This is a genomic window from Pseudomonas sp. R62, from assembly GCF_000257605.1.
GTDB lineage: Bacteria > Pseudomonadota > Gammaproteobacteria > Pseudomonadales > Pseudomonadaceae > Aquipseudomonas > Aquipseudomonas atacamensis.
Map to the genome: position 1 here is coordinate 959751 of NZ_JH635998.1, position 5433 is coordinate 965183.

The 5433-nt window shown below is 59.3% G+C and carries 6 protein-coding genes; 1 reads left to right on the forward strand and 5 read right to left on the reverse strand.

Translation table 11 applies throughout. The features are described from left to right. A partial coding sequence (locus OQK_RS05785; protein WP_177318472.1) for a CoA transferase occupies positions 1-238 on the forward strand: 238 nt, incomplete at its 5' end. Positions 239-460: 222 nt separating this feature from the next. Here OQK_RS05785 and OQK_RS05790 read toward each other — a convergent pair. The 5 genes from OQK_RS05790 to OQK_RS05810 form a co-directional block, all read right to left on the reverse strand. Continuing rightward, complete coding sequence (locus OQK_RS05790) at positions 461-742, reverse strand: DUF3509 domain-containing protein (RefSeq protein ID WP_016771530.1); 282 nt, start codon at positions 740-742, stop codon at positions 461-463. Positions 743-904: 162 nt separating this feature from the next. Then, positions 905-1312, reverse strand: coding sequence for a response regulator (locus tag OQK_RS05795; RefSeq protein WP_016771531.1), 408 nt, complete (start codon positions 1310-1312; stop codon positions 905-907). Between the two features lie 117 nt (positions 1313-1429). Continuing rightward, on the reverse strand, positions 1430-2803 hold the full coding sequence (locus tag OQK_RS05800; RefSeq protein ID WP_024011724.1) for a transporter substrate-binding domain-containing protein: 1374 nt from the start codon (positions 2801-2803) through the stop codon (positions 1430-1432). Positions 2804-2923: 120 nt separating this feature from the next. Next, on the reverse strand, positions 2924-4333 hold the full coding sequence (gene thrC, locus OQK_RS05805; protein ID WP_024011723.1) for a threonine synthase: 1410 nt from the start codon (positions 4331-4333) through the stop codon (positions 2924-2926). 106 nt (positions 4334-4439) lie between these two features. Further along, a partial coding sequence (locus OQK_RS05810) for a homoserine dehydrogenase (RefSeq protein ID WP_038860621.1) occupies positions 4440-5433 on the reverse strand: 994 nt, incomplete at its 5' end.

The following is a 5433-nucleotide window of genomic DNA, read 5'->3' on the forward strand; positions in this document are numbered from 1 at the left end:
CAGCGCCGAGGACATGTTCAACGATCCGCAATATCTGGCGCGAGAGATGTTCCTGCATGCCAAGCTGCCGGACGGCAAGGACTTCAAGATGCCCGGCATCGTTCCGAAACTTTCCGAAACCCCAGGTTCATCCGAATGGGTCGGGCCGCAGTTGGGCGAACACAATGCGCAGGTGCTTGGCGATCTGGGCTACGACGCGGCGCAAATCGCTCGGCTGCGTGAAGACGGGGCCATCTGAGCAGCGCCGGGCGCTTCGGTTTTTCAAGCAACAAGCCGCGCACTGCGCAAACGCCGGGCAAAAGAAACCCCGAGAAGTGGGGAGACGACTCGGGGTTAAACGGGGTCTGCTTCGAGACCCGTAGCAGCAAGCGACAAGCACCGGAGCACAATGCTTGATCTCGCTGTTATGGGGTCTGACTGACAGGGATGCAGGAAGGTTCCCACAAAAAATATTTCATCTTTACAGGGCCGGACGCTTGTCCAGAGCTGCATTGCGCAACGCCGCAATCACGCAGGGTTCCAACCGCCCTTCGGCGATCATCACGTCACGGTGCAGGCCGTCCACCACGTCGGTCAGCAAGCGCTTGTCGCTCAACTGGGCCTGATTGAATTCGCGTTCCACCACAATGGCGCCGCTGCTGTTCTTCAGCGTCACCAGACATTCACCATGGCTGCCGCGAGGGGTCAGCGTCACCTGATACGGGCTCAGAGCCTCACCGAGCAATAGACTGATACTTTCCATCTCGATCTCCACTCAATAGTCCGAAAACACAGTGCCTGGGGCGTGTTCACATTAAATGACCACCGGCCCGAGAAGAAAGTTCTGCCTGTCGCGTCCCGACCTTGCGGGTCCTAGTCTGACAGAGCATGCACGGCGAAGATGACAGAAAAATATTCGCCGGTTTCAGGCCTCGATGAGCTCCTGCGGGGTGATCAGATAACTGTCCAGCAGACCTCTCATCAACACCGCCGAAACCGGCGTTTGCAGCCGTCCCAGCAGGCGCAGGCGTTGCTGGCGGAGCAGCGGCTCCAGATCACTCATCAAACTCTGCGCGACCGAGCCCAGCAGAATCAGGGCACGCGCCTCATGGTGCGCCGCCAGGTGATGAATCAAAGCCAGCCCATCGCCACCTTTGAGCTGCGGATCGCAAATGGCGATATCGACCGCGCCGCGATGCCCCAGTGAACTCAAGGCTGACGCCAGCGAAGGCGCGGTCAATACATCGTAGATGCCGATGGCATTGAGCATTTGATGCAATGCCATCAGCTGGAACGGGTTGGGTTCAAGAATCAGGACTTTAAGCGAGCGCATGGGCGACCTCTGGAGCGATCATCGCGGACTCTCACCGCAGTTGTCGTTCACTCTAGGGCAGGCGTCTTAAGCCTCCCATCAGAAAAGTAGCCGCGTCTTGCAGGACATTTCCCTTCTTTACGGCAGACAGCGACACCCGCTCTCGGTCCTGCGCTGAGTGATATCGGTCCAGCCACCCAACAGGCCGCGCAATTTACCGTCACCGCTGTAAAACGGCACGGTCCACTGATACACCTCGCGAGACCCGCCCTTGAACAGCAGCTGTCGTTTGCTGAACCGCGACTTGCGGGTCTGCAACTGGGCGATGAATTCATCGTGCAGCATCCGCGCAGTGGTTTCCGGAAACGCATCGACTTCGATCAGCAGGCGCCCCTGCATCTGGTCCAGGCGCACCGACAGTGCTTCCTCGTAACTGCGATTGCAGATGATCAAGCGCCCGTGCAGATCACGGACAAACACCGGATCCGGCATCGAATCGATCAGGGCGTGCTGAAAGGCCAGTTGATCACCCAGCTCCTTTTCCGCTGCGCAGCGCAGCTTGATTACGGCTGCCAGACGCCTGTTCCACACCAGCGACAGCATTCCGAAAACGCCGATTACCCCCATCGCCCAACATGCCCACTCGACCAGCCGTTCCCAGACGGAGGGCACGGGCGGCGGCGAAACGCCTGCCAGCCACTTGAGACGCATCGCCCGCAACTCCGCCGCAGGGAACGCTTCCAGCGCCTTGTTGAGAATACTCAGTAGTTGCGGCATGCCTTTTCGTACAGCCAGATGATCGGCTTCCCACTTGCCCTCTACCAGGGCACCGACCTTGAGCATGCCTAACGGATAGAGCTGCGCGCCGATTTCGTTTTCGATGGTTGCGTAGGCTTCACCGCTCTCGACCAGCGCCCGCGCTTCGGCGTAGGTTTTCACCGAGCGTATTTCAATCGACGGATAATCGCGGCGAATCGCATCCTCCAGGGCATGACGGGCGGGCAGCACCAGAACGCGCTTGGCCAGTTGCTCGAAAGACTCCACCCGCGGGGTATTGGCATGTCCGACAAAAACCCAGCCTGCCCCTCCAAAAGCATGACTGAAATCGAGAAACGCCTTGCGATCATCGCTCATGGCCAAGGTCGTACTGATGTCCGCGACCCCGCTTTGCAGGCGATCGAGCATATGGTCGGTAGAGAACGATTCCTGGTGCTCGAATTGCAGGCCGGTCATTGCGCTGACGCGCTTGAGCACATCGTTGTTCAGACCGCTCCACTGGCCATGTTCGTCCTGAAACAGGTACAACGGATATTGCACCGATGCCACCGTCACTCTGGGGTTTTCACGTATCCATTGCTGCTCGTGCGCATCCAGCTCGATAGCCTGGACACTGGCTGACGCATTGGCCTGATCGAGTGCCATTTGCGCTGCCACGCCGCTGTGTGTCCACCCCAGCACCGCCAACAAAAACAACCAGCCCAGTGCCGGTTTCAAACCTCTGTAAAACAGCATTGCCATTTCCTTCGTGATCGACTCACCCGTCCTTCGTGGGTGAAAACCCGAGCAGTGTGGCAGCAGAAACAAAAAAGCCCGTCAGGAGACGGGCTTCAAAATGTGACAGCTTTTACTGGCTTAGAGCGGCTTGCCGCGGTTGCCATGCTGGCTGACAAAGGCTTGCACGGCTTTCAGGTCGTTTGGCAGAACCGTGCAGCGCTCGTTTCGCTCAAACAAATCAGAAAGATGTGCAGGTAGTTCGAGCGCTTTTCCTACACCCGCTTTCTCCACTGCCTCAGGAAACTTGACCGGATGGGCAGTACCCAGAATGACCATCGGGATATCCAGGCTGCGACGGCATTCGCGCGCGGCTTTCACCCCGATGGCAGTGTGCGGGTCGAGCACCTCACCGGTTTGCTCGTAGACGTCGGCGATGGTTTCGCAGGTCTGCGCATCGTCCACCGCCAGGGAATCGAACAGCTTGCGTGCTTCGGTCCAGCGCTCTTGCTCGACGCTGAAACTGCCGTCCTTTTTGAACGAGTCCATCAGGCCGGCAATCGCCGCACCGTTACGGCCGTGCAGGTCGAACAGCAGGCGCTCGAAGTTCGACGACACCATGATGTCCATCGACGGCGACAGCGTTGCGTGCAGGGTTTCCTTGACGTACTGGTTGCCGCTCATGAAGCGGTGCAGGATGTCGTTGCGGTTGGTCGCGACGATCAACTGGTTGATCGGCAGGCCCATGTTGCGCGCCAGGTAGCCGGCGAAGATGTCGCCGAAGTTACCGGTCGGTACCGAGAACGACACCGAACGCGCCGGACCGCCCAACTGCAGGGACGCATGGAAGTAGTAAACGATCTGGGCCATGATCCGTGCCCAGTTGATCGAGTTCACCGCCACCAGACGCGTGCCTTTGAGGAAGCTCTGGTCGGCGAAGCTGTTCTTGACCATTTCCTGGCAGTCATCGAAGTTGCCTTCGATGGCGATGTTGTGGATGTTTTCGCCGAAGATCGTTGTCATCTGCCGACGCTGCACTTCCGATACGCGCTGATGCGGGTGCAGGATGAAAATGTCGACGTTTTCGCAGTGCTTGCAGCCTTCGATGGCCGCAGAACCGGTGTCACCAGAGGTGGCACCGACAATCACCACGCGCTCGCCGCGCTTTTCCAGCACGTAATCGAGCAGACGACCGAGCAGTTGCAGGGCGAAGTCCTTGAACGCCAGGGTCGGGCCGTGGAACAGCTCAAGCACCCATTCATTACCGTTCAACTGACGCAGTGGCGCCACGGCGCTGTGGGCGAACACGCCGTAGGTTTCTTCGAGAATCTTCTTGAAATCGGCGTCCGGAATGCTGCCGGTGACAAACGGGCGCATCACCCGGAAGGCCAGTTCGTGATACGGCAGGCCGGCCCAGGAAGCGATTTCTTCCTGAGTGAAACGTGGCAGGTTTTCCGGCACGTACAGACCGCCATCGGTCGCCAGACCGGCCAGCAGGACCTCTTCGAAATTCAGGGCCGGGGCCTGGCCGCGAGTACTGATATATCGCATTTTTTTCAAACCTTCGGTTTGAGCTGCAAGCTGCAAGCTGCAAGTCGCAAGTAAAAGCCAGACTGCTTCTCTCTTGCCGCTTGCAGCTCGAAGCTTGCCGCTGCTTTTAGTTCAAATGTTCGACACGGATCCGTACAACCGGGCCGTCGACGCCAGCCAGTGCTTCCAGCGCGGTGATCGCATCGTTGATGCGCTGCTCGACCACGCGGTGGGTCAGCAGGATCATCGGCACCAGGCCGTCATGCTCTTCGACTTCCTTCTGCATGATCGATTCGATATTGATGCCGCGCTCCGACAGGATGCTCGCCACCTGCGCCAGTACGCCCGGATGATCCTTGGCGTGAATGCGCAGGTAGTAAGCGCTTTCGCAGGCTTCGATCGGCAGGATCGGATGCGCCGACAGCGAGTCCGGCTGGAAGGCCAGGTGCGGCACACGGTTTTCCGGGTCGGAAGTCATCGCGCGAACGACGTCGACCAGATCGGCGATCACCGACGAAGCGGTCGGCTCCATGCCAGCGCCGGCACCGTAGAACAGCGTCGAACCGGCGGCGTCGCCGTTGACCATCACTGCGTTCATCACGCCGTTGACGTTGGCGATCAGGCGATCGGCCGGAATCAGCGTCGGGTGCACGCGCAACTCGATGCCGGCGTCAGTGCTGCGCGCCACGCCGAGGTGCTTGATGCGATAGCCCAGCGCTTCGGCGTAGTTGACGTCGGCGGTGGTCAGTTTGGTGATGCCTTCGGTGTAAGCCTTGTCGAATTGCAGCGGAATGCCGAAGGCAATCGACGCCAGAATGGTCAGCTTGTGCGCGGCATCGATGCCCTCGACGTCGAAGGTCGGGTCGGCTTCGGCGTAACCTAGCGCTTGCGCCTCGGCGAGTACGTCTTCGAACGTACGGCCCTTCTCGCGCATTTCGGTGAGGATGAAGTTGCCGGTGCCGTTGATGATCCCGGCAACCCAGTTGATGCGGTTGGCGGACAGGCCTTCGCGGATCGCCTTGATCACCGGAATGCCACCGGCCACCGCTGCTTCGAATGCCACGATCACGCCTTTCTCGCGTGCCTTGGCGAAAATCTCATTACCGTGAACGGCTATCAGC

Bases quoted from the DNA above. Each gene is read 5' to 3' on its own strand.
- OQK_RS05790 (WP_016771530.1), bottom strand. From the start codon at position 742: ATGGAAAGTATCAGTCTATTGCTCGGTGAGGCTCTGAGCCCGTATCAG.
- OQK_RS05795 (WP_016771531.1), bottom strand. From the start codon at position 1,312: ATGCGCTCGCTTAAAGTCCTGATTCTTGAACCCAACCCGTTCCAGCTG.
- OQK_RS05800 (WP_024011724.1), bottom strand. From the start codon at position 2,803: ATGCTGTTTTACAGAGGTTTGAAACCGGCACTGGGCTGGTTGTTTTTG.
- thrC (WP_024011723.1), bottom strand. From the start codon at position 4,333: ATGCGATATATCAGTACTCGCGGCCAGGCCCCGGCCCTGAATTTCGAA.